Annotated in this window: 24 protein-coding genes; 15 read left to right on the forward strand and 9 right to left on the reverse strand. The window is 73.6% G+C overall.

Annotated elements, in window-relative coordinates; all coding sequences use genetic code 11:
- Nucleotides 1-31: 31 nt before the first annotated feature.
- Nucleotides 32-1,495, reverse strand: a complete 1,464-nt coding sequence (locus AB0M18_RS19780) for a HAMP domain-containing sensor histidine kinase (RefSeq protein ID WP_365759637.1) — start codon at nucleotides 1,493-1,495, stop codon at nucleotides 32-34.
- Nucleotides 1,492-2,232, reverse strand: coding sequence for a response regulator transcription factor (locus AB0M18_RS19785; protein ID WP_365759639.1), 741 nt, complete (start codon nucleotides 2,230-2,232; stop codon nucleotides 1,492-1,494). Before AB0M18_RS19785 ends, AB0M18_RS19780 begins: the two co-directional genes overlap by 4 nt.
- A 202-nt stretch (nucleotides 2,233-2,434) precedes the next feature.
- On the opposite strand from AB0M18_RS19785, the gene rpmG reads away from it, so the two are divergent.
- From rpmG to AB0M18_RS19810, 5 genes are all read left to right on the forward strand, one after another.
- Nucleotides 2,435-2,599, forward strand: a complete 165-nt coding sequence (gene rpmG, locus AB0M18_RS19790; protein ID WP_365759641.1) for a 50S ribosomal protein L33 — start codon at nucleotides 2,435-2,437, stop codon at nucleotides 2,597-2,599.
- A gap of 37 nt (nucleotides 2,600-2,636) precedes the next feature.
- The gene (locus tag AB0M18_RS19795; protein ID WP_365759643.1) at nucleotides 2,637-2,882 is read left to right on the forward strand and encodes a type B 50S ribosomal protein L31; all 246 of its coding nucleotides are present in this window, start codon (nucleotides 2,637-2,639) and stop codon (nucleotides 2,880-2,882) included.
- Nucleotides 2,882-4,033, forward strand: a complete 1,152-nt coding sequence (locus AB0M18_RS19800; RefSeq protein ID WP_365759645.1) for a GTP-binding protein — start codon at nucleotides 2,882-2,884, stop codon at nucleotides 4,031-4,033. The genes AB0M18_RS19795 and AB0M18_RS19800 overlap by 1 nt, the downstream gene beginning before the upstream one ends.
- Before the next feature lie 44 nt (nucleotides 4,034-4,077).
- Nucleotides 4,078-4,314: a 30S ribosomal protein S18 gene (gene rpsR / locus AB0M18_RS19805; RefSeq protein ID WP_365759647.1), complete on the forward strand. Its 237-nt coding sequence runs from the start codon at nucleotides 4,078-4,080 to the stop codon at nucleotides 4,312-4,314.
- A gap of 144 nt (nucleotides 4,315-4,458) precedes the next feature.
- Complete coding sequence (locus AB0M18_RS19810) at nucleotides 4,459-5,622, forward strand: esterase-like activity of phytase family protein (RefSeq protein WP_365759649.1); 1,164 nt, start codon at nucleotides 4,459-4,461, stop codon at nucleotides 5,620-5,622.
- Here the strand turns inward: AB0M18_RS19810 and AB0M18_RS19815 are convergent.
- Complete coding sequence (locus AB0M18_RS19815) at nucleotides 5,591-6,328, reverse strand: TetR/AcrR family transcriptional regulator (protein ID WP_365759651.1); 738 nt, start codon at nucleotides 6,326-6,328, stop codon at nucleotides 5,591-5,593. The two genes, AB0M18_RS19810 and AB0M18_RS19815, sit on opposite strands and share 32 nt — an antisense overlap.
- 135 nt (nucleotides 6,329-6,463) lie before the next feature.
- On the opposite strand from AB0M18_RS19815, the gene AB0M18_RS19820 reads away from it, so the two are divergent.
- The 4 genes from AB0M18_RS19820 (at nucleotide 6,464) to AB0M18_RS19835 (ending at nucleotide 10,837) form a co-directional block, all read left to right on the forward strand.
- On the forward strand, nucleotides 6,464-7,684 hold the full coding sequence (locus AB0M18_RS19820) for a saccharopine dehydrogenase C-terminal domain-containing protein (protein ID WP_365759653.1): 1,221 nt from the start codon (nucleotides 6,464-6,466) through the stop codon (nucleotides 7,682-7,684).
- Between the two features lie 73 nt (nucleotides 7,685-7,757).
- Nucleotides 7,758-8,981, forward strand: a complete 1,224-nt coding sequence (locus tag AB0M18_RS19825; protein WP_365759655.1) for an MFS transporter — start codon at nucleotides 7,758-7,760, stop codon at nucleotides 8,979-8,981.
- 147 nt (nucleotides 8,982-9,128) lie between these two features.
- Nucleotides 9,129-9,572 (forward strand): pyridoxamine 5'-phosphate oxidase family protein, encoded by a 444-nt coding sequence (locus tag AB0M18_RS19830; protein ID WP_365759658.1) that lies wholly within the window; start codon nucleotides 9,129-9,131, stop codon nucleotides 9,570-9,572.
- 332 nt (nucleotides 9,573-9,904) lie between these two features.
- Nucleotides 9,905-10,837 carry an acyl-ACP desaturase gene (locus AB0M18_RS19835; protein WP_365759746.1) on the forward strand — a complete coding sequence of 311 codons (933 nt, stop codon included), beginning with the start codon at nucleotides 9,905-9,907 and terminating at the stop codon, nucleotides 10,835-10,837.
- 24 nt (nucleotides 10,838-10,861) lie between these two features.
- On the opposite strand, the gene AB0M18_RS19840 is transcribed toward AB0M18_RS19835, so the two are convergent.
- Both AB0M18_RS19840 and AB0M18_RS19845 read right to left on the reverse strand, forming a co-directional pair.
- A complete protein-coding gene (locus AB0M18_RS19840; RefSeq protein WP_365759660.1) occupies nucleotides 10,862-11,476 on the reverse strand; it encodes a CBS domain-containing protein in 615 nt (204 codons plus the stop codon).
- Nucleotides 11,477-11,500: 24 nt separating this feature from the next.
- Nucleotides 11,501-12,511 carry a zinc-dependent alcohol dehydrogenase gene (locus tag AB0M18_RS19845; RefSeq protein ID WP_365759662.1) on the reverse strand — a complete coding sequence of 337 codons (1,011 nt, stop codon included), beginning with the start codon at nucleotides 12,509-12,511 and terminating at the stop codon, nucleotides 11,501-11,503.
- Nucleotides 12,512-12,732: 221 nt separating this feature from the next.
- Between AB0M18_RS19845 and AB0M18_RS19850 the strand changes: the two genes are divergently transcribed.
- Complete coding sequence (locus tag AB0M18_RS19850; protein ID WP_365759664.1) at nucleotides 12,733-14,421, forward strand: GAF domain-containing sensor histidine kinase; 1,689 nt, start codon at nucleotides 12,733-12,735, stop codon at nucleotides 14,419-14,421.
- A gap of 48 nt (nucleotides 14,422-14,469) precedes the next feature.
- Here AB0M18_RS19850 and AB0M18_RS19855 read toward each other — a convergent pair whose 3' ends face one another.
- A complete protein-coding gene (locus AB0M18_RS19855; RefSeq protein ID WP_365759666.1) occupies nucleotides 14,470-14,955 on the reverse strand; it encodes a pyridoxamine 5'-phosphate oxidase family protein in 486 nt (161 codons plus the stop codon).
- A gap of 278 nt (nucleotides 14,956-15,233) precedes the next feature.
- On the opposite strand from AB0M18_RS19855, the gene AB0M18_RS19860 reads away from it, so the two are divergent.
- On the forward strand, nucleotides 15,234-15,923 hold the full coding sequence (locus tag AB0M18_RS19860) for a response regulator transcription factor (RefSeq protein WP_365759668.1): 690 nt from the start codon (nucleotides 15,234-15,236) through the stop codon (nucleotides 15,921-15,923).
- Between the two features lie 87 nt (nucleotides 15,924-16,010).
- On the opposite strand, the gene AB0M18_RS19865 is transcribed toward AB0M18_RS19860, so the two are convergent.
- Nucleotides 16,011-17,645, reverse strand: a complete 1,635-nt coding sequence (locus tag AB0M18_RS19865) for an acyl-CoA carboxylase subunit beta (RefSeq protein ID WP_365759670.1) — start codon at nucleotides 17,643-17,645, stop codon at nucleotides 16,011-16,013.
- 89 nt (nucleotides 17,646-17,734) lie between these two features.
- Nucleotides 17,735-18,538, reverse strand: a complete 804-nt coding sequence (locus AB0M18_RS19870) for an AfsR/SARP family transcriptional regulator (protein WP_365759672.1) — start codon at nucleotides 18,536-18,538, stop codon at nucleotides 17,735-17,737.
- Nucleotides 18,539-18,854: 316 nt separating this feature from the next.
- Between AB0M18_RS19870 and AB0M18_RS19875 the strand changes: the two genes are divergently transcribed.
- The 4 genes from AB0M18_RS19875 (at nucleotide 18,855) to AB0M18_RS19890 (ending at nucleotide 23,613) form a co-directional block, all read left to right on the forward strand.
- Nucleotides 18,855-19,049, forward strand: a complete 195-nt coding sequence (locus AB0M18_RS19875) for a hypothetical protein (protein ID WP_365759674.1) — start codon at nucleotides 18,855-18,857, stop codon at nucleotides 19,047-19,049.
- Complete coding sequence (locus AB0M18_RS19880; RefSeq protein ID WP_365759676.1) at nucleotides 19,046-21,355, forward strand: TOMM precursor leader peptide-binding protein; 2,310 nt, start codon at nucleotides 19,046-19,048, stop codon at nucleotides 21,353-21,355. The genes AB0M18_RS19875 and AB0M18_RS19880 overlap by 4 nt, the downstream gene beginning before the upstream one ends.
- Before the next feature lie 94 nt (nucleotides 21,356-21,449).
- On the forward strand, nucleotides 21,450-22,970 hold the full coding sequence (locus tag AB0M18_RS19885; protein WP_365759678.1) for a histidine kinase: 1,521 nt from the start codon (nucleotides 21,450-21,452) through the stop codon (nucleotides 22,968-22,970).
- A gap of 28 nt (nucleotides 22,971-22,998) precedes the next feature.
- Nucleotides 22,999-23,613, forward strand: a complete 615-nt coding sequence (locus AB0M18_RS19890) for a response regulator transcription factor (RefSeq protein WP_365759680.1) — start codon at nucleotides 22,999-23,001, stop codon at nucleotides 23,611-23,613.
- 49 nt (nucleotides 23,614-23,662) lie between these two features.
- Here the strand turns inward: AB0M18_RS19890 and AB0M18_RS19895 are convergent, their stop codons facing one another.
- The gene (locus tag AB0M18_RS19895; protein WP_365759682.1) at nucleotides 23,663-24,895 is read right to left on the reverse strand and encodes an acyltransferase domain-containing protein; all 1,233 of its coding nucleotides are present in this window, start codon (nucleotides 24,893-24,895) and stop codon (nucleotides 23,663-23,665) included.
- Nucleotides 24,896-24,937: the final 42 nt, after the last annotated feature.

The raw sequence follows: 24,937 nt of genomic DNA on the forward strand, positions 1-24,937 counted from the left end.
GGTCCGCGTCCGGGTCCGCGGTCCGGTCCGCTCAGGCGCTCCCGCGCGGCAGCCGCACCGTGAACGTCGTCGATCCCGGGGCGCTCGCCAGCCGCACGCCGCCTCCGTGCGCCTTGACGACGGCGGCGACGATCGACAGACCGAGGCCCGCGCCGCCACCCGCGTCCTTCGTCCGGCGGTCGGCACGGGTGAAGCGTTCGAAGACCCCCGGCCGCACGTCCTCGGGGACGCCGGGGCCGTCGTCGTGCACCTTCACGATGGCGGTCGGCCCGTCCGTCTCCAGGGCGATGGTCACCTTGGTGCCGGCGGGGGTGTGCGAACGGGCGTTGGCCAGAAGGTTGGCGAGCACTTGGTGGAGGCGGTGCTCGTCGCCGGTGACCGTCACGGGCTCCTCGGGGAGCTCCAGCTCCCAGCGGTGGGCGGGGCTGGTCGCCCGCGCGTCCGTCACCGCGTCGAGGACCGAGCGCGTGAGGTCGACGGGCAGCGCCTCGAGCGGACGGCCGGCGTCCAGGCGGGCCAGGAGCAGGAGGTCGTCGACCATCGCGCCCATCCGGCCGGATTCGGCGACGATGCGTTCCAGGGCCCGGGTGACCTCCGGTGGCACCGGACCGGGGTGCAGCAGGGCGAGCTCGGCGTGGCCGCGTACGGTGGCGACCGGGGTGCGCAGTTCATGGCTGGCGTCGGCGGCGAAGCTGCGCAACCGCTCCTCGCCGGCATGGCGTTGGGCGAGGGCGTCCTCGACATGGCCGAGCATGCGGTTGAAGGCGCCCGCCACCCGGCCGACCTCGCCGTGCGGGTCGGGCACGGGGACGCGCGCGGGGAGCGCCACCTCGCCGCTGGCGAGCGGGAGTTCGCCGACCCGGGTGGCCGTCGCGGCGACGCGGCTCAGCGGGCGCAGCGACCAGCGCACCCAGAAGGCGCCCACGACGCCGGTGACGGTGACCGCCGCGCCGAACACGATTCCGGCGACCAGTTCCAGCCGGTGTACGGGGGCCTCGACGGGCTCCCAGGGCAGTCCTGTGACCAGGACGTCGCCGTCGGCACCCGCCGCCGCCATGACGCGGAGGTCGTCGAGGGCGGAGAGGTCGACGGTGTGGCCCCTGCCGTCGACCGGGACGGCGGCGAGCCGATCGACGTCGGTGGAGGTCAGGGCGATGCCGTCGATTCCGGTGGAGCGTACGACGGCCGCGTCGGTGACCGCGCCGTGGCGCAGGCGGGCGCCGAAGGTGCCGGTCGGCTGGTGGCGCGGGTCCATGTGCTCGTCGCCGTCGCCGTCGCCGTCGCCGTCCCCGTTCCCGGGCGGCCGCCCGTCATGATCCAGGCTCGCCGGGAACCCGGTGCCGGCCTCCACGAGTTGTTCGTCGAGGCGTCCGGTGAGGAAACCCTTCAGCTCGACCACGGCGGCCACGCCGACCGCGGCGCAGCAGACGGCAAGGAGCACCGCGAGCCCGAAGGTGAGCCGGGCGCGCAGGGTGCGGGGCGGGCGGACTCTCATGCGGAGACCGGTTTCAGGACGTACCCCGCACCGCGCACCGTGTGGATCATCGGCTCGCGGCCCGCGTCCACCTTCTTGCGCAGGTACGAGATGTACAGCTCGACGACATGGGCGCGGCCCCCGAAATCGTAGGACCAGACCCGGTCGAGGATCTGCCCCTTGCTCAGTACGCGCCGCGGGTTGCGCATCAGGAGGCGGAGCAGGTCGAACTCGGTGGGGGACAGCTCGATGAGCGTGCCCGCCCGGGTCACCTCGTGGGCGTCCTCGTCCATCACCAGGTCGCCCACGGTCAGCAGCGGGCCCTCCGCCGACTGCCGCGCCATGCCGGCTCGGCGCAGCAGCCCGCGTACCCGGGCGACGACCTCCTCCAGGCTGAACGGCTTGGTGACGTAGTCGTCGCCGCCTGCCGTGATGCCCGCGATCCGGTCCTCCACCGTGTCCCGGGCGGTGAGGAAGAGCACGCAGACGTCGGGCCGGACGGCGCGCAGGGAGCGCAGCACGGCCAGGCCGTCGGTGTCCGGGAGCATCACGTCCAGGATGACGGCGTCCGGAATGAGCTCCCGGGCCGCGGTGACCGCGGAGGCCCCGTCGTCGGCCGTGCGGATCCGCCAGCCCTCGTAGCGCAGTGCCCCGGCCAGCACCTCGGCGAGATCGGGGTCGTCGTCGACGACGAGGACGCGCAGGGGTGTGCCGTCGTGGCGGATGAGGGGGAGACGGGCGGATCGTGTGGTGTTCATGGCGTCTCCAGGATCACCCCTCGCGACGGGGCCGGGCGCACGCGAATGCTCTGAGTTTCCTCTGAGGCGTCGAAGAGAGGGGCCCGACGCTCGCGCGGGCGGTTGGCCGCCCGATCGCGAGCTTATACCCAGGGGGGTATCTGAGATCCAGGTGCCCACGGTGGAGTATTGAAAATGAAAACCATTGTCGTATACTGCCGGCATGGCACGCAACGAGATCCGCCCGGTCATCAAGCTCCGCTCCACCGCAGGCAGCGGGTTCACCTACGTGACGCGCAAGAACCGGCGCAACGACCCCGACCGCCTGGTGCTGCGCAAGTACGACCCCGTCGTCGGCCGGCACGTCGACTTCCGCGAAGAGCGCTGACCGCCCCCGCCTACCCCGGCCATCGAAAGGTCCCGCCATGAAGCCCGGAATCCACCCCGCCTACGAACCCGTCGTCTTCCGCGACTCCGCCTCCGGCACCGCCTTCCTCACCCGGTCGACGATGACCGGTGACAAGACGGTCGAGTGGGAGGACGGCCACACCTACCCGGTCGTCGATGTCGAGATCTCCTCGGCGAGTCACCCCTTCTACACGGGCACCGCCCGTGTCCTCGACACCGCCGGCCGCGTCGAGAAGTTCCAGCGCCGCTACGGAGCCCGTTGATGGACCACGAACACCGGCTGCCCGTGGTGCTCGTCGCCGGGCTCCACGCCGACGCCCGCAAGGAGGTCGTCGAACGGCTCCTGCGGACCGTCCCCGGCAGCGTGGCCCTGCACCACGACCTCGCCTGCGCGCCCGCCGGCACCGTGCTCCGCACCGTGCGCGACGCCTCCGGCCTCCTCTCCTCCGGCGAGACGCCCCTGGTCAACGACTGCGCGTGCTGCGCGCTGCGCGAGGACCTCGTCCCGGAGCTGGAACGCATGGCCGACGGCGGCCTGACCCGGCTCGCCGTGGTCGAGTTGTGGGACTCGGTGGAACCGAAGGCCATGGCGGAGGTCGTCGCCGCCCACGGCGCGGACCGCCTCGCCCTGACGAACGTGATCACCGCCGTCGACCCCGCGCTCGTCCTGCCCTGCCTGGGCAACGGCGACGACCTCGCCGAGGCCGGCCTGGCCGCCGCCCCGACCGACCAGCGGACCGTCGGCGACACCTGGGCGCGTCAGCTGGAGTACGCGCCCGTCCTCGCCGTGGTCGACAGCGGCGAGGCGGACGAGGAGGACCACGCCCTCCTCGCGCAGCTCCATCCCACCGCGCGGCGGGTGCCGGCCGCTTCCGGCGAACTCGTCGAAGCCGCGTTCGGCCGCTTCGACGTCGAGGCCGCGGCCGCCGCCCAGCACCCCGCCTGCGCGCTGCTGCCCCAGGACGCCGACGAGGCCGGCGTCACCACCTTCGTCTGGCGCCGCCACCGGCCGTTCCACCCCGAGCGGCTCTACCAGGCGCTTGAGGACCTGTGCTGCGCCGCGGCCCGCAGCCGTGGCCGGTTCTGGCTCGCCGACCGCCCCGACACCCTGCTCGCCTGGGATGCCGCCGGCGGAGCGCTGTGCGTGGAGAACGCCGGCCCCTGGCTCGCGTCACTGCCCGACGCGGCCTGGGACTTGGTCCCGCCCATGCGCCGGGCGGCCGCGGCGCTCGACTGGCACCCCGAGCACGGCGACTGCTGCCAGCACCTCGTCTTCACCTCGCCCGGCCTCGACCGGGACGGGCTCGAAGACCTGCTCGACTCCTGCCTGTTGACGGACGCCGAGTACCGGGCCGGACGGGAGGCGTGGAAGCACCTGCCCGCCGCCTTCGACTCCCTCCTCGACGCCGCCTGACCCCGTACCACCCCACCGAAACGCCCCATCGAAGGAACCGCGACATGGCCCGACGCCCCGACCCGCGCAAGCCCGTGAAGTCCCGCCCCAACCCGCTCGACGCGGCCGGCATCACGTACATCGACTACAAGGACACCGACCTGCTCCGGAAGTTCGTCTCCGACCGAGGCAAGATCCGCAGCCGCCGCGTCACCCGTGTGACCGCCCAGCAGCAGCGCGCCCTCGCCGCCGCCGTCAAGAACGCCCGCGAGATGGCCCTGCTGCCGTACGCCGGCCGCTGACCGTCCTCGCTCCCTGTCCGGCAGGAGCGTGACCGCCCCGATCATCCGGCGATTGGCCCGGGTGGCGGGAAGCCGCCGGGTGCCCGGAGGAATACACGCGTGGGTGACTGCGCGACGAGCGCGGGCCGGTCCATGATCACCGGCATGAGTATCTCCCTGATCCGCCGCGCCTGCGCCGCGGCACTGCTGCTGACGTCCACGCTGGCCCCCGCGGTGGCCGCCGCACCCCGATCCGGCGGCCCCGCACCGGAGTCGGGGCGCGCGGTGCAGGCCCGCCTGCTCGGCGAGCGGATCGTCCCGTACAGGCTCGACTTCCAGGGGACCACGGTCGGCGGCCTCTCCGGCGTCGACCGCGACCGGTGCACCGGCGAGTACGTGTTCATCAGCGACGACCGCTCCTTCCTCCAGCCCGCCCGCTTCTACACCGCGAGGCTGGACGTCGACGCCGACGGTGTGCACTCCGTGGACTTCACCGGCACCCGCCCCTTCCGTCAGGCGGACGGGGCGGTCTATCCGTCGCCCGCCGTCGGGGACGGCAAGGCCGTCGACCCGGAGGAGATCCGCGTCGACCCGCTCGAATGCACCTACTGGTGGGGGCAGGAGGGCGACCGGCCCGCGGTGGCCGGCCCGCCGGTGATCCAGCCGTCCATCGAGATCTCCGCCCCGGACGGCACCCACCGGGGCAGTCTGCGGCTGCCGGAGAACTACACGATCACGCCGGAGCGCGGTCCGCGCCGGAACCAGGCGGTCGAGGCGCTCACCTTCGGGGCCCGGGGCCGGCTGGTCACCAGCGCGGTCGAGGGCCCGCTGCTCCAGGACGGCCCGGTGCCGGACCTGACGCACGGCGCGCTCGTCCGCGTCACGCAGCAGACCCGCGGCGGCCGGGTCCTCGGACAGTTCGCGTACCCCATCGAGAAGATCTTCGCCGAGTCCGACCCGGACAGCCCCTGGGGCCCCGACACCGGCGTGCCGTCCCTGCTCGCCTTCCCCGACGACCCCGACCGCTACCTCGTCCTCGAACGCAGCTGGGTGGCCGGCTCCGGGTACAAGATCCGCCTGTACGACGCCACCACACGCGGCGCCACCGACGTACGGGCGATGGACTCCCTGACCGGACAGCGGGTCGTGCCGATGCGCAAGAGGCTCGTCGCGGACTTCCACACCCTCGGCCTGTCCACCGTCGACAACACCGAGGGCATGACCTGGGGTCCCGAGCTGCCGTCCGGCGAGCGGTCGCTGATCCTCGTCAGCGACGACAACTTCGACCAGGAGGCGGTCACCCAGATCGTGGCCCTCGCCCTTCGCTGAACGCGCGTACGGCGGCCAGCCGTGCCTCCGCCCGGTCCAGGAGCGTGTCCAGGACGACCGGGTAGGCGCTGAGGTTCATCCGGTCCACCAGCAGGTGGGCGGTGGCGGCGATGTGCGGATGGGTCTCGGCGGGCAGCCGGGCGTACGTCGAGATCCACATGTTCTCGTCCGCCTCCCTGGCCTCGTCCTTGACGGCGAGCGCTCCCGCGTCCAGGGCGGCGAAGGCCAGGGCCAGGTCGATGAAGGCGTGGTACACGCCGACGGTGTCCGCGTCGTCGAAGCCGGCGCCGCGCAGGATGCCGAGGATCGTCTCGTCGACCGCGATCTCGCGGGGGCGGCCGGTGACGCGGCTGGCGGTCAGCAGGGCGGCCTGGGGGTGGGCGAGATAGGAGGCGTGGATGGCCAGGCCCAGGGCGCGCAGGTCGGCACGCCACGTCCCGGCGGGCCGCCAGCTGTCCAGGGCCCGCCCCATCAGCTCCTCGCCGATGGCCCGGGTCAGTCCGTCCAGACCGGCGAAATAGCGGTACAGGGTGCTCGGGTCGGCGCCCAGAGCCGCGCCCAGACGGCGCGCGGTCAGGCCGGCGGTGCCGTGCTCGTGGAGCATCCGCAGGGCCGTCTCCACGATCAGCCGCTCCGACAGCACGGTGCCCTGCCGGGTCGGCCGCCGCCTCCGCCGTTCCGCCTCCGGAACCACCTTCTTGGGCACCGCGCCACCACCTTCCGGTCGCTCCCCGCGCTGCTTATGCCAACGCCGTAGACCTTAACAAGCCGTCTCGTGTTCCCTCGGATCACGGCCCGGGGCTCCCGCCCGGGGGACCGTCCCAACGAAAGGGTGTGTGACATGCGCGTACTTCTCGTGGGTGCGGGCGGGGTCGGAACCGCCGTCACCCGTATCGCCGCCCGCCGCGGCTTCCTGACCCACATGGTCGTCGCCGACTACGACCTCGCCCGTGCCCAGGCGGCCGTCGCCGCGCTCGACGACCCCGAGGGCCGCTTCAGCCCGTGCCGCCTCGACGCCTCCGACCAGGAGGCGGTGCACCGCGTCCTCGTCGCGGAGGGCTGCGACGTCCTGCTCAACGCGACCGACCCGCGGTTCGTGATGCCGCTGTTCGAGGCCGCGCTCGCCGCGGGCACCCACTACGTCGACATGGCGATGTCGCTGTCGGCGCCGCACGCGACCGACCCGTACGAGCGGTGCGGGGTGAAGCTCGGCGACGAGCAGTTCGCCCGGGCCGCGGACTGGGAGCGGGCCGACCGCCTCGCCCTGGTCGGGATGGGGGTGGAGCCGGGCCTGTCGGACGTCTTCGCCCGGTACGCGGCGGACGAGCTCTTCGACGAGATCGAGGAGCTCGGGGTCCGCGACGGCGCGAACCTCACCGTCGAGGGCCATGACTTCGCTCCCTCCTTCAGCATCTGGACCACGATCGAGGAGTGCCTCAACCCGCCCGTGGTCTACGAGAAGGACCGCGGCTGGTTCACCACGGCGCCGTTCAGCGAGCCGGAGGTCTTCGACTTCCCCGAGGGCATCGGCCCCGTGGAGTGCGTGAACGTCGAGCACGAGGAGGTGCTGCTGATGCCCCGCTGGGTGGACGCGCGCCGGGTGACGTTCAAGTACGGCCTCGGCGACGACTTCATCGCCAAGCTCAAGACCCTCCACGCACTGGGGCTCGACTCCACGACGAAGGTGACCGTCCCCGGCCCGGACGGACCGGTCGAGGTCTCCCCGCGCGACGTGGTCGCCGCGTGCCTGCCCGACCCGGCCACGCTCGGCGAGCGGATGACCGGCAAGACCTGCGCGGGCACCTGGGTGAGGGGATCGAAGGACGGTGCCGCACGCGAGGTGTACCTGTACCACGTCGTCGACAACGAGTGGTCGATGCGCGAGTACGGTTCCCAGGCCGTGGTCTGGCAGACGGCCGTCAACCCGGTGATCGCCCTCGAACTGATCGCGAGCGGTACGTGGAAGGGCGCCGGCGTCCTCGGCCCCGAGGCGCTCCCGCCCCGGCCGTTCCTCGACCTGCTGACGGAGTACGGCTCCCCGTGGGGCCTCCGCGAGGAGTGACCGGGCCTGCCGCACCCCCGCAACGGATATCTTCCGACCGAGTGGCACCGGGCCGTGGCCGAAGGAGGGGACCGTGGCGGGGAGGCGACCGGCGGGCATGGGGACGGCGGGCATGGGGCCGTGGCGGTTCGTGCTGTGGTTCGGCACGGTCAGCCTGCTCGCGGACTTCGTGTACGAGGGTGCCCGGTCGGTCACGGGGCCGCTGCTCGCCTCGCTGGGCGCGTCCGCCCTGGTCGTCGGCGTGGTCACGGGTGCCGGTGAGGCGGCCGCCCTCGGGCTGCGGCTGGTCTCCGGCCCGCTGGCCGACCGCACCCGGCGCTTCTGGGGCCTGGTGATCGGCGGCTACGCCCTGACGGTCGTCTCGGTGCCCCTGCTGGGCGCGACCGGGACCCTCTGGGTGGCGTGCGCCCTGGTGATCGCCGAGCGGGTCGGCAAGGCCGTCCGCTCCCCCGCGAAGGACACCCTGCTGTCCCACGCCACCGCGGCGACCGGGCGGGGCCGGGGATTCGCGGTGCACGAGGCGATGGACCAGGTCGGCGCGCTCGTCGGCCCGCTGCTGGTGGCCGGCATGCTCGCGCTGACGGGCGGCGACTACGGCCCGGCGCTCGGCATGCTCGCCCTGCCCGGGGTCGCGGTGCTCGGGCTGCTGCTGTGGCTGCGCTCCCGGGTGCCGGATCCGGAAGCGTACGAGCGGGACGCGACGGCGGCCGCCGAAGCGGATTCGGGGCCGGAACATGCGGCGGGGGACGGACGCCTGCCGAGGGCGTTCTGGACGTACGCCGCCTTCACCGCCGCCACCACGACCGGCCTCGCGACCTTCGGCGTCCTCTCCTATCACCTGGTCGAGCGACAGCTCCTGTCCGCCGCGTGGGTACCCGTGCTGTACGCGGCGGCGATGGCCGTGGACGCCGTGGCGGCGCTGGCCACCGGGTGGCTGTACGACCGCCACGGGCCCCGCGTCCTGATCGCCCTTCCCGTCCTGACCACGGGCGTCGTCGCGCTGGCGTTCACCGACACGGTCGGTGTCGCGGTCGCCGGATCGCTGCTGTGGGGCGCGGCCATGGGCATCCAGGAGTCCACCCTGCGCGCCACCGTCGCCGACCTGGTCCCCAGCGGCCGGCGGGCGACGGCGTACGGGCTGTTCGCCGGCGTCGTCGGCGCGGCGAGTCTGGCCGGCGGCGCGCTCGTCGGCGGCCTGTACGGCTCCTCGATCCCCGCGCTGATCACCGTGGTCGTCGCGATCCAGCTCCTCGCCCTGGTGCTGCTGGCCGCCGTCCGGCACGATCCGGGGCGATGAGCGGGGTGCCCGGGCAGGGCCGTTCGGCCCTGGGTGGAGCGGCCCGCGCATGATGTACTGCCCTCACGTCCTTCCCTCGTGTCGCCCGGCCCGATGCGGTCCGCTGCCCCTCGGCGGTCCGCCTGAACGATTTCGGAGCCATTCGTCATGGACACTGCCTCTCGTGCCCCCGCCGCCGCCGAGACCGCCGAGTTGCGGCTCTCCGCCACCGGCGAGGAGGAGGCGCTGCGGCTGCTCGCCGGCGCCCACGTCGGCCGGGTGAGCTTCACCCACCAGGCGCTGCCGACCATCCGCCCGGTCAACCACATCGTCGACGGGGGCCGCGTCATCCTGCGCACGCGGACCGGGACCGCCCTGGCGCACCAGGCCCTCAACGGCGCCATAGTGGCGTACCAGGCCGACGACGTCAGCGCGGACTCCCTCACGGGATGGAGCGTCGTCCTCACCGGTGTCGCGACCCTCGTCCAGGACCCCGACCTGATCGACCGGTACCGAGAGCGCCTGATCCCCTGGATCGACAAGACGGCGGACACGTTCATCAGCATCCGGCCCGGCGTCGTCACCGGGCACCGCATCGTCGCCGCCGACTGATCGCGCGCCCCGCCCAGGCGGCGCCCGGGCGGAGGTGAGAAGACGGTGTTCCGCCCGGGCGGTCCGGGGCGCCCGGGCCGGGGACGGCCGGCCGCGACCGTACCGGACGCCCGGGCGGGACGGGGGCCCGGCCGGGATGACGGAGCGGAGGCGGCCGGGGACCCTGACGGCGATTCAACCCCCGGCGTCCGCCCTGGCAAAAGGGGCCGAACGGCCCCATCGCGGCAGCCCCCGGATCGCCTAACTTACGGAACCGTAGGTTCATCCCCCGTAAGAGAGGCCGGATCCCCGTGGCCGTCATCCCCCCGTCCCGTTCCGCCCACGACATCCCGATGTCGGACGTCCGGCTCCTGCAGGCCCTGGAGGGCGTGGTCGAGCGCGAACTCGACCGTCACCTGGCCGTGTTCAAGGAGTGGATGCCCCACGAGTACGTGCCCTGGAGCCGGGGACGGGACTTCGACGGCGTCCTCGCCGACGGTGAGCCGTGGGCCGTGGAGCAGTCGCCGCTGACCGAGGTGGGGCGGGTGTCGATGGTGGTGAACCTGCTCACCGAGGACAACCTGCCGAGCTACCACCACGAGATCGCCACCCTCTTCGGGCGCGACGGCGCGTGGGGCACCTGGGTGCACCGGTGGACCGCGGAGGAGGCCAGGCACTCCATGGTCATGCGGGACTACCTGCTCGCGTCCCGCGCGGTGGACCCGGTGAAGCTGGAGCAGGCCCGTATGACCCACATGTCGGCCGGATTCGAGTCCGACAACCGGCACTCACCGCTGCACACGGTGGCCTACGTGGCCTTCCAGGAGCTCGCCACCCGCATCTCGCACCGCAACACCGGGCACAGCTCCGGGGATCCGGTGTGCGACCGGCTCCTCGCCCGGGTCGCGCTCGACGAGAACCTGCACATGATCTTCTACCGCAACCTGCTCCAGGCCGCCCTCGACCTCGCCCCCGACCAGGCCATGCGTGCCGTCGCCGACGTCGTCACCGGTTTCCGCATGCCCGGCCACGGCATGCCCGGCTTCGAACGCGCCGCCGCCGAGATCGCCCTCGGCGGTGTCTACAACCTGCGCGTCCACCACGACGACGTCCTCCAGCCCGTGCTGCGCCACCTCAAGATCCTGCACCTGTCCGGCCTCGGGCCCGAGGGCCTGAAGGCCCAGGAGGAGCTGGGTGGGTTCCTCGGCTCGCTGGACACCCAGGCGGCCCGGTTCGACGAACGACGGGCCGCCATCCTCGCGCGCCGGGCGACCGCCCGCCGCTGACGGCCCGCCGGCGACGGTCCGCGGTCAGCGGGCGCCGCCGGGGACCTCCTCCGTCTGCCGGTTCACCACGCCCACCACACCGTCCACGCGCCAGGCGGTACGGATCACCCGTGCGACGTCGGCAGCGGGCAGGGGCCGCCCGAGCAGGGTCACCACCCCGTCCCGGACGTCGATGCGCAACGGGTGGGTGTCCCGTGCCGCCGGTACGCGGGCGGTGACGGCGTCCACGACGTCCGCGCGGATCTGCTCGTCGCTCCGCAGGAAGACCCGCAGCAGATCGCGGCGCGTCACGATGCCGACGAGCCGGTCCGCCTCGTCCACGACGGGCAGCCGGCCGATGAGACGGCGTTCCATGATCCGCGCGGCGTCGACCACCCGCTGCTCGGGGTGGACGGTGACCGCCGGGCCGGTCATCAGCCGGCCGGCGGTCGGAGCGGCCCCCGCCGCGTCGGCGGGATCCACCCCGCCGCGGGCCTGCCACCGGGACAGGTCCGTCTGGGAGACCACGCCCATGACCTTGTCGTCCTCGTCCACCACCGGCAGACCGCTGACCCGGTGGGCGGCGAGCAGCCGGGCCAGCTCCCTGAAGGAGGTGTCCGGGCGCGCCTGCACCACCTCGGCGGTCATCACTTCGCCCACGGTTCGGTTCCTGACCACAAGACCTCACATCTCGAAGACGATGCGCGCCTTGACGCGGCCCGCGAGGACCTCGTCGACGCACTCGTTCACGGACGACAGCGGCCGGGTCTCGTAGACCACGCGGGTCCGCCCGGCCGCGTGCAACCGGAACACCTCCGCCAGGTCCTGGCGGGTCCCGACGATCGAGCCGATGACCGACGTGCCGCCGAGCACGGTGGAGAAGATCGGCACCTGGACCGTGCCGTCCGCGGGCAGGGCCACCATGACCAGCTTGCCGCCGCGGCGCAGCCCGGCGAGGGCCGTCGCGAACGTCTCGTCGTTCACCGCCAGGGCGAGGGCGGCATGTGCTCCGCCGTGCCGTTGGAGCACCGCGGCCGGATCCTCCTTGCGGGCGTCGATGAGGATGTCCGCCCCCAGCTCGGCGGCCAGCCGGAGCTTGTCGTCGGAGATGTCGATCGCGGCCACCGTGGCACCGGCGATCTTCGCGTACTGCACGGCCAGGTGCCCGAGGCCGCCGATGCCGGAGATCGCCACGAGATCGGCCGGGCCGACCCCCGCGACCTTGAGGGCCTTGTACGTGGTGACTCCCGCGCAGGTCAGCGGTGCCGCCTCGCGCGGGTCGACGCCGTCGGGGACGGGCTGCGCGAAATCGGCGTGGGCGAGCATCTTCTCGGCGTACCCGCCGTCGGTGCCGTACCCGGTGTTGACCTGCTGCTCGCACAGCGTCTCCCAGCCGGACAGGCAGTGCTCGCACCGTCCGCAGGCCCAGCCGAGCCACGGCACCGCCACGCGCTGCCCGACCGACAGATGCGTGACCCCGTCGCCGAGTTCCTCGACGATGCCGACGCACTCGTGGCCGGGGACGAACGGCGGGACCGGCTTGACCGGCCAGTCGCCGCGCGCCGCGTGGATGTCCGTGTGGCACAGCCCGGACGCCTCCACCCGGATGCGCACCTGTCCTCGGCCCGGTGCCGGATCGGGGCGCTCCTCGATCACCAGCGGCTCTCCCAGGGCCCTTACCACTGCTGCCTTCATCGCCGGCTCCTCGTGTTCCTTGTCCGATGCCTCCAGCGTCTGCCCCGGAGAGGACGGCGAACAGAACCGGTCAGGACCCGTCCGGCGGGACCTTCGTCCCGATCTGCGCCGGGCCGCACGGCCGGATCACTCGTTCGGCCGATACTCTCTCCGGGTACGGCGGGTGAGGGAGATCGGGAGGCCCAGTGGGCACGGAGCAGCCGTTGTCGAGGATGCCGAGGATGCGGCTCGACGAACTGCTTGACGAGCTGCAGGCACGCATCGACGCGGCTCGCGGCACCCGGGACCGGGTGCACAGCCTGCTGGAGGCGGTCGTCTCCGTCGGCCGCGAGCTGGACCTCGACCAGGTGCTGCGCCGGATCGTGGAGGCCGCCGCGCTGCTCGTCGACGCCCAGTACGGGGCGCTCGGGGTGATCGGCCCGGACGGGCGGCTGCTCTCGCAGTTCCTCACCGTCGGCCTGACCGACGAGGAGGTCGCGAAGATCGGTGCCCGGCCCGTCGGCCACGGCATCCTGGGCGAGCTCATCCGGCACCCCGAGCCGCTGCGCCTGTCCGACCTGGGCGCGCACCCGGCCTCGTACGGCTTCCCCGCCCACCACCCGCCCATGCGCACCTTCCTCGGCGTGCCGATCCGCGCGCGCGACGAGGTCTTCGGCAACCTCTATCTGACCGACAAGCGCGACGGGCGTGAGTTCGACGCCGAGGACGAGTCGGTGATCGCCACGCTGTCCGTCGCCGCCGGCGTCGCCATCGACAACGCGCGCCTGTACGAGGCCTCGCAGCGCCAGCAGCGGTGGCTGCGGGCGAACACGGAGATCACCGGCAACCTGCTCTCGGGCAGCCCGCGCCTTGAGGTCCTGGAGCTCATCGCCCGCCGCGCCAAGGAGATCACGGGGTCGGCGCTCGCCGATGTGTCCGTGCCCGTCGAGGGGACGGACGACCTCGTCGTGGAGCTGGCCCTCGGCGGGGACGGCAACTCCCGTCGCGGCCTGGTGATCCCCGTGGAGGGCACCCTGTCCGGTGCCGCCTACGCGTCCGGTGGGCCGGTGACCACGGCCGCGCTCGCCACGGACGACCGGTACGGCGCCGGGCCGCGGCGCTTCGACGGTCTGGGCCCGGCGGTGGCCGTCGCCCTCGGCAACGGCGCCAAGGACAGCCGGGGCGTCCTGCTGCTCGCCCGGCACGAGGGCGACGGCGTCTTCAGCGAGGCGGAGCTGGAGCCGCTGCTCGCCTTCGCCGGGCAGGCCGCGCTCGCGATGGAGCTGGCCGAACGCCGGAGGGACGCCGAGCAGCTCGCGCTCCTGGAGGACCGCGACCGCATCGCCCGGGACCTGCACGACCTGGCCATCCAGCGGCTGTTCGCGACCGGCATGACCCTGCAGAGCGCCGCACGGTTCGTGCAGCACGAAGGGGCCGCCGAACGCGTCGAGCGTGCCGTCGGGGACCTGGACGAGACCATCAAGATCATTCGCTCGACGATCTTCGGCCTGCGGGTCCGCGAGGAGAACAACGGCCCGAGCCTGCGGGCCCGCGTGGCCCGCGCGGTCGGCGAGGCCGCGACGACCCTGGGTTTCCCGCCGCGCCTGAGCATGGAGGGCCTGCTCGACACGGACGTACCGGCGCAGATCGCGGATCATGTCATGGCGTGCCTCACCGAGATGCTGAGCAACGCCGCCCGCCACGCGCAGGCGACGCGGGTCGAGGTCGTCCTGCAGGCCACGCCGGGCGAGGTCGTGCTGACCGTGACGGACAACGGCCGAGGGCTGCCCGCCGACGGCAGGCGGAGCGGCCTGCGCAATCTCGAGGAGCGGGCCCGGAGCGCGGGCGGCACCCTGGAGACGGAGCGCCCCGCCGAGGGCGGCACCCGACTCGTATGGCGGGCGCCCCTCGACGCCGACCGCACCGGCTGACCGCGCACGGCGCCGGCGCCGTTGCCGGGGCACGGACCACGGCCGCCGTCATGCGCGGTCCGGCGGCTCCGCGGCCGTGAGCCTCATGCCCGTCACCAGGTCCGCCCGGATGCGCACCGCGGCGTTCATGACGGGATGTTCCACCCACGGGCGCAGGCGGGCGGCCAGGCGCCCGAGTTCGGCGTCGTCGGTGACCCGGTGGGCATAGCCGGTGACCACCACGCTCCAGCCGATGTGGGTGTCGGGATCGATGACGTCCGCCTCGTAGGCCACCACGACGGCCGGCGCGGCCGCCGGCGCCAGGAGGGACATGAGCGTCGCCCCGTCGTGCAGCCGGACGACGATGTCCTCCCCGTCCATGAGGTGGTTGACCGGGCGGGCCGTCGGCAGGGCGTGCTGGGTGAAGATGATGCGCCCCAGCGAGACGGTGCCGAGCAGCCGCAGGGCCTCGGCGCGCGGGAGCGGTGCCATGCGCCGGGGCGCCGCCGCCGCGCGGCGGTCCTCCGCCGTTCGGCGTGTGGCTTCGGTCGTCATCGTGCCCACCCTCTGCTCCGGTGCTCCGCCGCTCCGGCGCTCCTGTCCGGTCTCGCGTACGTCCTGCCTCCGGCCAGCCTCCCGCCGGCGTGCCCGCCCCGATAGGGCCGAACGGACCCTTGAGCGCGACCGTTGCCCGGAGGCGGCTCCCGTCTAGGAAGGATCCGGGAAAGGTCCGGGAAATAGGGCCATGTGGCCCATGGCGATGAGTCCCGCTCCGGGGGACGATTCGGTTCGGTCCGCCGGCGGCGGAGAACTCGGCGAACACGGAGTGTGTGATGACGGAGAGCGGCCGCAGCCCCTTGGCGGAGGCGCCGATCAGGGTCTTCCTCCTCGACGACCACGAGGTGGTGCGCCGCGGCGTGCACGATCTGCTGGACGCCGAGCCCGACCTGACGGTGGTCGGGGAGGCCGCCACCGCCGAACAGGCGCTCGTCCGCGTGCCCGCGCTGCGCCCGCAGGTCGCCGTCCTCGACGTGCGCCTCCCGGACGGGGACGGGGTGAGCGTCTGCCGCGAACTGCGCTCCCGCATGCCGGACCTGGCCTGCCTGATGCTGACCTCGTTCGACGACGAGGAGGCGCTGCTCGACGCGATCATGGCCGGGGCGTCCGGTTACGTACTGAAGCAGATCACCGGCACCGACCTGGTCCACGCCGTCCGCACGGTCGCCACCGGCCAGTCCCTCCTCGACCCCGGCGCCACGGCCCGGGTGATGGCCCGGCTGCGCGGCGACGCGCACCAGGAGGAGCCGGAGGACGGGCTGTCCGCGCTGACCGACCGGGAGCGGGAGATCCTCGCCCTGGTCGGGGCGGGACTGACGAACCGGGAGATCGGCAGGCGGCTGTTCCTGGCGGAGAAGACCGTCAAGAACTACGTCTCCCGGCTGCTGTCCAAGCTGGGCGTGGAGCGCCGCGTCCAGGCCGCGGTCATCGCCACCCAGGCGTCCCTGGTTCCCGAGGAGGTCTGAGCCCCGAGGAGGTCTGAGCCCCGAGGAGGTCTGAGCTCCGGAAGGTCTTGGCCCCGGGGGGGCCGGGACCTCATCCGGCCACGCCCGTCACATCGGCGGGTTCCCGTGCTTCCGTTCCGGGAGCTGGGCGTGCTTCCGGCGGAGCATCGCCAGGGCGCGGGTCAGGGTGCGGCGGGTGTCCGCCGGGGCGATGACGTCGTCGACCAGGCCGCGCTCGGCGGCGTAGTAGGGGTGCATCAGTTCGGACCTGTACTCCTTGATCAGGCGGGTGCGGGTCGCCTCGGGGTCGGGGGAGGCGGCGATCTCGCGGCGGAAGACGACGTTCGCCGCGCCCTCCGCGCCCATCACCGCGATCTCGTTGGTCGGCCAGGCGAAGGAGAGGTCGGCGCCGATCGAACGGGAGTCCATCACGATGTAGGCGCCGCCGTACGCCTTGCGGAGAACCAGGGAGATGCGGGGGACCGTCGCGTTGCAGTAGGCGTAGAGGAGCTTGGCGCCGTGCCGGATGATGCCGTTGTGCTCCTGGTCGACGCCCGGCAGGAAGCCCGGCACGTCGACCAGGGTGACCAGCGGGATGTTGAAGGCGTCGCAGAACTGGACGAAGCGGGCGGCCTTCTCCGAGCCGTGGATGTCGAGGACGCCGGCGAGGGCGGTGGGCTGGTTCGCGACGATGCCCACGACATGGCCGTCCAGACGGGCGAGAGCGCACACCACGTTCTGCGCCCAGCCCTCGTGGACCTCGAAGAAGTCGCCGTCGTCGACGATCTCCTCGATCACCGCGCGCATGTCGTACGCCTGCTGGGGGCCGGCCGGGACCAGCGAGGTCAGCAGGTCCGTGGGGCGGTCCGGCGGGTCGTCGGTGCGCGCCACCGGGGGCAGTTCGCGGTTGTTCTGGGGGAGCAGGGACAGCAGGTGGCGGACGTCCGCCAGACAGTCCGCCTCGTCGTCGTAGACGAAGCCGGACACCCCCGACACCCCGGAGTGCACGTCCGCGCCGCCCAGGCCGTCATGGCTGATCCGCTCGCCGGTCACGGCCTGCACCACGTCCGGGCCCGTGATGAACATCTGCGAGGTGCCCCGCACCATGAACACGAAGTCGGTCAGCGCGGGGGAGTAGGCCGCGCCGCCCGCGCACGGGCCCAGGATCACGCTGATCTGCGGGATCACCCCGGAGGCGCGGGTGTTGCGGCGGAAGATGCCGCCGTACCCGGCGAGCGCCGTCACGCCCTCCTGGATCCGGGCGCCCGCGCCGTCGCTCAGGCCCACGATCGGCGCGCCCGCCGCCTCCGCCAGGTCCATCACCTTGTGGATCTTCTCCGCGTGGGCCTCGCCCAGGGCGCCGCCGAAGACCCGGAAGTCGTGCGCGTACGCGAAGACCGTGCGCCCGTGCACCAGGCCCCAGCCGGTCACCACGCCGTCGCCGTGCGGCTTGCGGGCCTCCAGACCGAAGCCCGCGGCGCGGTGCCGGCGCAGCGGTTCGATCTCCGTGAACGTGCCCTCGTCGAATAGGAGTTCGAGGCGCTCGGGGGCGGTGAGCTTGCCCTTCGCGTGCTGGCGCCGGGTGGCCTCGGGGTCGGGGCCCCGGCTCAGCTCCTCCTTGAGACGCTGCAACTCGTCGGTGGAACGGCGCAGATCGGGCTCGGGGGAGGGGGTGGCGACGGGGGGAGCGGGGGAGGCGACGGGTGCCGGACTGTCGGCGAGCAGTTCGTCGAAGGTCGTCATTGCGGCACCGTAGAGCGCTGTGCTCGAAGCCCCCGGCACCTCCTCTGGAGGACCGCTCGACCTCGGCCCTCGCCAGAGAGGCCGCGGGCCTACCGCGCCCGGTCCGCCGTCGCCACCCGCAGCGCACTGTCCGGGTCCCCCGAGAGCACCGCCCGGTGCAGGTCCTGCAACGCCGCCGAGGGCTCCAGGCCCAGTTCGCGTACGAGCGAGCCGCGCAGGCGCTGGTAGGCCTCCAGGGCCCGCCAGCTGCCGCCCGTACGGTGCAGGGCGCGCATCAACTGGGCGCAGAAGCCCTCGTGGAGGGGGTGGCGGGCGGCGAGCACCCGGAGTTCGGGGACCACCTCGGCGTGCCGGCCGAGCCGCAGGTCCGCCTCGATGCGGCGTTCGAGCGCCGTGGTGCGCTGCTCGTTGAGCCGCAGCACCTCCAGTTCGAGCACCGATCCGGCCGGTACGTCGACCAGGGCGGGGCCCTGCCACAGGCCGAGGGCACGGCGCAGCAGGTCGGAGGCGGCGCGGTGGTCGCCGAGCTCGAAGGCGGTGCCGCCGGCCGCGGCGAGCCGGTCGAACTCGTGGGCGTCCACCCGGCCGGGCTCCACCTGGAGCAGATAGCCGCCGAACCGGGTGACCAGGATGTCCTTCGCGTCGCGCCGCGGATCGCCGTCGAGCGCGGCGGTGAGCCGACGGCGCAGCTGGAGGATGTAGGTCTGGAGCGTGGTGGAGGCGCTGCGCGGAATGCACTCGCCCCAGATCTCCTCCATCAGCGTCGGCACCGACACCACCCGGTCGGCGTGCAGGGCGAGCAGCGCGAGGAGCTGGCGCGGCTTGGCGGCGCTGGGTACGACCGACACGCCGCGTTCCTGCGCGGCGAGCGACCCCAGGATCTGGATGTCCATGGGCTTTCTCCCCCTTGGGCCACGGCCGTCGGCGTCCCCGTGACGGCCCGTCTTCATCCGGCACTCGAGATTCGCACCTGCCCGGCTCGCGGCCCAGTGAGGGGAGCACGACCCCCCTCATGAAAATGTCATGTCGCGCCGGTGAGCGGTGCACTGCCGGAGGTTCCAGTTCCGGAAGCAGACTTCTGGCCAGACGCCGAGACCGGTTCCGGTCACTCGGCGCGGACGGTTCCGAGCGGGTGACGTGTTCGTCTTGTTCGTCTTCGCAATTACCGCGTCCGCCCGCCCACTTCGGACATTCCTGGGGGCACACGTCATGAACATCACCGAGGACATCCTTCGTCTTCTTCCGTCGGACGCGCGGACCGGACGGTCCGGCCTCCGTGATTCCGGTCCGGCCGGCGGAACGCCGGACGGGATCACCGTCGAGAGCCTCGGCCGCGCCGACGCCGGGCGCGCGAGCTGGTGCTTCTGCATCTCCGCCGCGTTCGCCACCCGGGTGGGTGCGTGACCGAGGCGCAGAGCCCGGCCCGCGGCCCGTTCGTGGCGTTCAAGCGCCACGTGCGGGCCGTGTCGGTCCCGGGGGAGGCGGTGTTCGTGTGGTCCGACCAGGACATGACCGCCGTGCGCGGGGCCGGTGCGGAAACCCTCCTCGGTCTGCTCGACGGCACCCACACCCTGCCCGAGCTGCTCAGCGAGGCCGCGGCGGTGATGTCGGCCGAGGAGGCGGGCGGGGTGGTCCGGCAGCTGGCCGAGGCCAATCTCGTGGGCTACCGCCAGGGCGCGCCCGACCCGTCCGTCCCGGCCGAGCGCTCGGCGGCCGAGGCGTACTGGGACCGGGCCGGTCTCGACGGCGCCGCCGCCGACCGCGCGGTGCGCGGCCGGCGGGTGGCGGTGATCGGGGTCGGCGCGGTGGACGGCGAGGCCGCCCGGGCCGCGTGCCGGAACTCGGGCCTCGTCCCGGTCGGCGCGGACGCCGACGCCGACTTCGCCCTCGTGCTGTGCGAGGACTATCTGATGCCGGGACTGCGGGAGACGGCCGAGCGGTTACGGGCCGAACGGCGCCCGTGGCTGCTCGCCAGCCCCTTCGCCGCCGAGCCCTGGACCGGCCCGGTCTTCGAGCCCGACGGAGGCCCCGACGGCGGCCCCGACGGCGGCCCCGACGCCGACGGGCCCGGCGACGGCCACGGTGACGGCGCCTGCTGGACCTGTCTGGCGCACCGGCTGCGCGAGCACCGCCGCGGCGAGCTGTCCGTACACCATGCCCTCGGCCTCGACCGGCCGGGCGCGCGGCCGGCCTCCTCACTGCCCGCCGTCCGGGCCCTGGGGCTGCACGGCGCCGTCCTGGAGGCGGCCAAGTGGCTGGCCGGACTGCGCACCGCCGAGCAGCGGGCGGTGTGCGTCCTGGACGGCCTCACCCTGCGGACCACTCACCACCCGGTGCGGCGGCGCCCGCAGTGCCCCACCTGCGGGGACCCCTCGCTCGTCGCCGAGCGGGCCCGGCGGCCGGTCGTGCCGGTGTCGCGGCCCAAGGCCGAGGGCTCGGGCAGCAACGACCGGGCGCTCTCCGCCGAGCACCTGCTGGAGCGGTACGGGCATCTGATCGGCCCGGTCACCGGCATCGTGACGGAGGTCCGGCCGATGGCCGGGCTGCCCGAGGGCCTGCACGCCTACGACTCCGGGCCCAACCTGGCCCTGCGCGGGCACTCCCCGGCGATCCTGCGGCGGGTGCTGCGGGCCCGCAGCTCGGGAAAGGGCACGACGGCGGCCGAGGCCCGGGCCAGCGCGCTCGGCGAGGCGGTGGAACGTTACTGCGCCACCCGGCAGGGCGACGAGGCCACGATCACCGACTCGCTGGCCGGACTCGGCGCACGTGCCGTCCACCCCAACACGTACCAACTCTTCCATGAACGGCAGTACGCCGACCGGGACCGCTGGAACGCCTCGCACACCCCCTTCCACCATGTGTGCGCGCCCTTCGACCCGCACCGGCCCACGCACTGGACCCCGGTGTGGTCGCTCACCGCCGGCGTCCAGCGGCTCCTTCCCACCTCCACGCTGTACTTCGACTGCACGCCCGGCGGCGCGCCGGACGGGCTGTGGGCCGACTCCAACGGCAACGCGGCGGGCGGCAGTACCGAGGACGCCCTGGTGCAGGGCTTCCTCGAACTCGCCGAGCGGGACGCGGTGTCGCTGTGGTGGTACAACCGGCTCCGCCGGCCGGCCGTCGACCTCGACGCCTTCGACGAGCCGTGGCTCGCCCGGCTGCGCGAGGCACTCGGCCGGGCGGGCCGCGAGGTCTGGGCGCTCGACCTCACCTCCGACCTCGGCATCCCGGTCATGGTGGCGGTCTCCCGGCGCACGGGCGCCGGACTCCCCGACACCGTCTACGGGTTCGGGGCCCACTTCGATCCCCGGCTCGCCCTGCGCCGGGCCCTCACCGAGATGGTCCAGACCCTGCCGCCCGCGGCCGCCGCGCCGCAGCCGCCCGGGCAGCCCCGGTCCCATCTGCTGCCGGACCCCGGGCAGTCGGCCCGTACGCCAGCCGCCTGGCCGGCGTACGTCCGCGAGTCCGACCTCCTCGCCGACGTCGAGAGGGTCCGTGCCCTCGTCGCCGCGCACGGCCTGGAGTTGCTCGTCCTCGACCAGACCCGTCCGGACGTCGGCGTTCCCGTGGTGAAGGTACTGGTACCGGGACTACGTCACTTCTACGCGCGGTTCGCGCCGGGACGGCTCTACGACGTGCCGGTCCGGCTCGGCGAACGGGCCCGGCCGACGCCCTACGCGGAGCTCAACTCCGAACCGCTGGCCTTGTAGTTCGCGGGTGACGACGGTCTGGTCCCGGATCCGCCGGGTGTCGGATTATAGTTCGGTCTCGCACACTCCCGACATCCATGCGAGGAGTCGACACATGGCGGGCCGTTTCCGGGTCTCGGACAACGACCTCATCCCCATCGAGGAGCAGACGGAGGGAGCGTCACCGAGCAAGGGGTCATGGACCCCGCCCGCCATGGCCGCCCCGCCGGACGACGGACCGGGCGGGCGCGGCGGCCGGGGCCACCTGGCGCCGCGGTTCGCCCGGGGCGTCAGCACGGTGGTCTTCGCGGGGTACGGGGTCGTCACCCTGCTCAACGTGCAGAACGTGGTGTCGAGCCCGCTCGGGCTCGTCCTGTGCACCCTGGCCGTCGGCGCGCTCTACACCCTGCAGATCATGCTGGCGTCGCCCCGCGCCCGCCGGTGGTCCGGCGGGCGCCGGGCGGTCGTGCTCGTCGCCCAGGCGGCTCTCACCTTCGGGCCCATGGTGTGGCTGGGCATCGCGTGGGGAAGCATGGCGGGACCGCTCGCCGGATCGATTCTCCTGATGCTTCCCGGCCGGTGGGCCTGGCCCTGCTACGGCGCGGTCGCCCTCACCATCCTCGGCTGGTCGGCTGCCGACAAGGGGATCTCGACCCTGGAGACGGGCTACTACGCCGTCTCCACGGCACTGACCGGGCTCGTCATCTACGGGCTCACCCGGCTCACCGACCTCGTCCGCGAAGTCCACGACGCCCGCGCCGAGATGGCCCGGATGGCCGTCACCCAGGAGCGGCTGCGGTTCGCGCGGGACCTGCACGACCTGCTCGGCTACAGCCTCTCCGCCATCACCCTCAAGTGCGAGCTGATCCACCGGCTCACCCCGGTCAATCCCGAGCGTGCCCGCGAGGAGGTCGCCTCGGTGCTCGGCGTCGCCCGGCAGGCGCTCGCCGACGTCCGGCTCGTGGCCAGCGGCTACCGGGACATGTCCCTCGCGGCGGAGGCCGAGTCGGTGGCCGAGGTGATGGCGGCGGCCGACGTCGAGACGGAGCTCGACATCGACTGCGGCCGGCTCCACCCGTTGGTGGACACCGTGCTCGCGACGGCCCTGCGCGAGGGCGTCACGAATATGCTCAGGCACAGCAAGGTGCAGTCGTGCACCGTCACGGTGCGGGTCGAAGGAGAGACGGTGCGACTGGACCTGGTCAACGACGGCGTGGTCGCGCAGGACCGGCCCGACGCCCCGGACCGCGGCAGCGGTCTGGGCAACCTGCGGACCCGGCTCGCGGCCATCGGCGGCGAGATGCGGGCCGGGGCCGAGCCCGGGAGCCGCTTCCGGCTGACGGCCGTCGCCCCGCTCAGGCCGCACAAGGGCGAGGAGGCGGAACCGCTGCTGCCGCGCGCCCGCCGCGCGGTGCTCGGCACGGCCGCGTCGGCCGGTGCCGCCCACGTGTCCGCCCCGCAGAACGCGGACGACGCCGGTCACGAGGAGGCCGGAGGCCACGACGAGGTGGCCGTACGCGACGACTCGGGCGTACGTGACGACGCGGGCTTACGCGGAGACACGAGCGGCCCGGGCGGTCCCGGCGGTCCCGGAGACGCCGGCAGACGCGGAGACGCGGGCAGACAAGCCGTCTGAGCGCACACAGGACATATCGGGGGAGCACATGCTGACGATCAAGATCCTGCTCGCCGAGGACGTGCACATGGTCCGCGGCGCGCTGGTGGCGCTGCTGGAACTCGAGCCGGACCTCCAGGTCGTCGCGTCGGTCCCCCGCGGGGACCTCATCGTGCCGTCCGCCCTGGAGGCCCGCCCGGACGTCGCCGTCATCGACATCGACCTGCCCGGCGTCGACGGACTCACCGCGGCGGCCGAGCTGCACGACCGGGTGCCGGACTGCCGCACCCTCATCCTCACCAGCCTCGGCAGACCCGGGACCCTGCGGCGGGCGATGGCCGCGCGGGTCTCCGGCTTCCTGCTCAAGGACTCCCCGCCGACCCGGCTCGCCCAGGCGGTGCGCTCGGTCGCCGCCGGCCAGCGGGTCATCGACCCCGAACTCGCCCTCAGCGCCTGGGAGGCGCCCGACAACCCGCTCTCCCCGCGCGAGACCCAGGTGCTGCGGCTGGCGGCCCGGGGCGCCGACGCCGTGGAGATCGCCGACCACCTCTTCCTCACCCAGGGCACCGTACGCAACTACCTCACCGCCATCGTCGACAAGCTCAACGCGCGTAACCGCATCGACGCCATCCGCATCGCGGAGGAGGCCGGCTGGATCCCGTAGCCCGGCCGCCCCCCCCCAGCGGCCGGGCCCGCCGGGCCGCGAGGCGGAGTCAGCGCTCCGCCAGCGGCCCCGCGTCCAGCTCCGAGAGCACACCCGCCAGGTGCACCGCGTCGCTCTCCGGGCCGCGGCACACCGCCAGGCAGTCCGGCCCCCGCGCCCCCGCGATCCGCCGCAGGAACGGTGTGAGCACCGCCCGGGGCCCGATCTCCACCACATGGCTGGGGGCCTGCTGGGCGAGCATCCGCCGGGCCGCGTCGGCGAACCGGACCGGCGTGGTGAGCTGCGCCGTCCAGTAGGCCGTCGACAGCGGCTCGTCGTACTCCCGGCCGTACACCGTGGAGTAGTACGGCAGTTCGGGCCGTCCGCCCGTCACATGCCGGGCCGCGGCCTCGAAGCGCGGTGTCATCGGCTCCATCAGCGGCGACTGGAAGGCGTGCCGCACCTGGAGGAAGGTGCTGGCGATGCCGACCGCCGCCAGCCGCTCGCGGACCCGCTCCAGGCCCTCGACCGGACCCGAGAGCACCGTGGCGCGGGCCGCGTTGACCGCGCCGATCGTCACCTGCGGCTCGTCCGCCGCCGCGTCGGCCGCCTCGAACGGGCTCGCGCAGGTCGCCATCATCCCGCCGCCGGACGGCAGATACTGCATGAAGGCGCCGCGGGCGCACACCAGCCGGGTGGCCTCGGCGAGCGACAGCGCGCCGGCCACCACCGCCGCCACGAGCTCGCCGGTGCCGTGGCCGAGCACCGCCACCGGGCGCACGCCCTCCTCCACCAGCGTCATCGCGAGCGCGTAGCCGACCGCGAAGAGCGCCGGCTGGGTCAGCGCCGTCTGGTGCACCCGCTCGTCCCCGTCGAGGATCAGCCCGGCGACCGAACGGCCCAGATACGGGGCGATCGCCTCGTCCGCGGCGCCGAGATGCCGTCGGTACGCGGTGAGTTCGCGGTGCATCCCGGAGGTCATCCCGGGATGCTGGGCGCCCTGCCCGGTGAACACGAACGCCGCCCGCACCAGACCCGAGTTCTGCCGCATCCCGTACCGCATCGCCAGATGGCGGGCGAGATCGCGCACGGTCGGATGGGACCAGAGGTCCGCGAAGTCGAACAGCGGGCCGAACTGCTCCTCGATGTCCCCGCACAGGCTGAGCACCGACACCGAGTCGATGCCCCAGGAGGACAGCTCCTCGTCCTCGCCGACCTCCCGCCCCGCGTACCGCGCCACCCGCCCGGCGAGCCAGCTCGCGAACTCCCTCTCGTCGGGCCCGCCCGGTGCCTTGCCGCTCATGTCTTCCCCCTCTCTCGTCCCTCCCCGCCGGCAGGACCGCCG

The sequence above is a fragment of the Streptomyces sp. NPDC051909 genome (genome assembly GCF_040681095.1).
Classification (GTDB): Bacteria; Actinomycetota; Actinomycetes; order Streptomycetales; family Streptomycetaceae; genus Streptomyces.